The sequence below is a fragment of the Mesorhizobium sp. M4B.F.Ca.ET.203.01.1.1 genome, assembly GCF_004791025.1.
GTDB lineage: Bacteria > Pseudomonadota > Alphaproteobacteria > Rhizobiales > Rhizobiaceae > Mesorhizobium > Mesorhizobium abyssinicae.
The window spans coordinates 1-300 of sequence record NZ_SRUO01000236.1; the positions used below are offsets into that span (position 1 = coordinate 1).

Genomic DNA, 300 nt, shown 5'->3' on the forward strand with positions numbered 1-300 from the left:
GGCCGGTGTAGTCGAGGCCGAAGCGCGGCCAGCGTTCGTCGAACGCGCGCTGCTGGGCCGGGGTGAAACGACCCTGGCGCAACACGAAGCTGCGCACCTCGCGGCGGCCCTCGTTCACGGTGAAGGGCTTGGGCGGGGCCTTGGAACCGGCGCTGTCAAAAGGATTGGTCATCAGCCGATCAGCCCGTCCACTGGCGAAGAAGCGCTGGCGTAGCGCTTGCGCGGGATGCGTCCGGCCAGGAACGCCTCGCGGCCGGCCTCGACCGCCTTGCGCATCGCACTGGCCATCAGCACCGGGTT

1 pseudogene is annotated in these 300 nt (G+C 69.7%); it reads right to left on the reverse strand.

Features of this window, described 5'->3' with window-relative positions:
* Positions 1-171: 171 nt before the first annotated feature.
* Positions 172-300: pseudogene (locus EN846_RS34480) on the reverse strand (thiazole synthase); the annotation flags it as partial.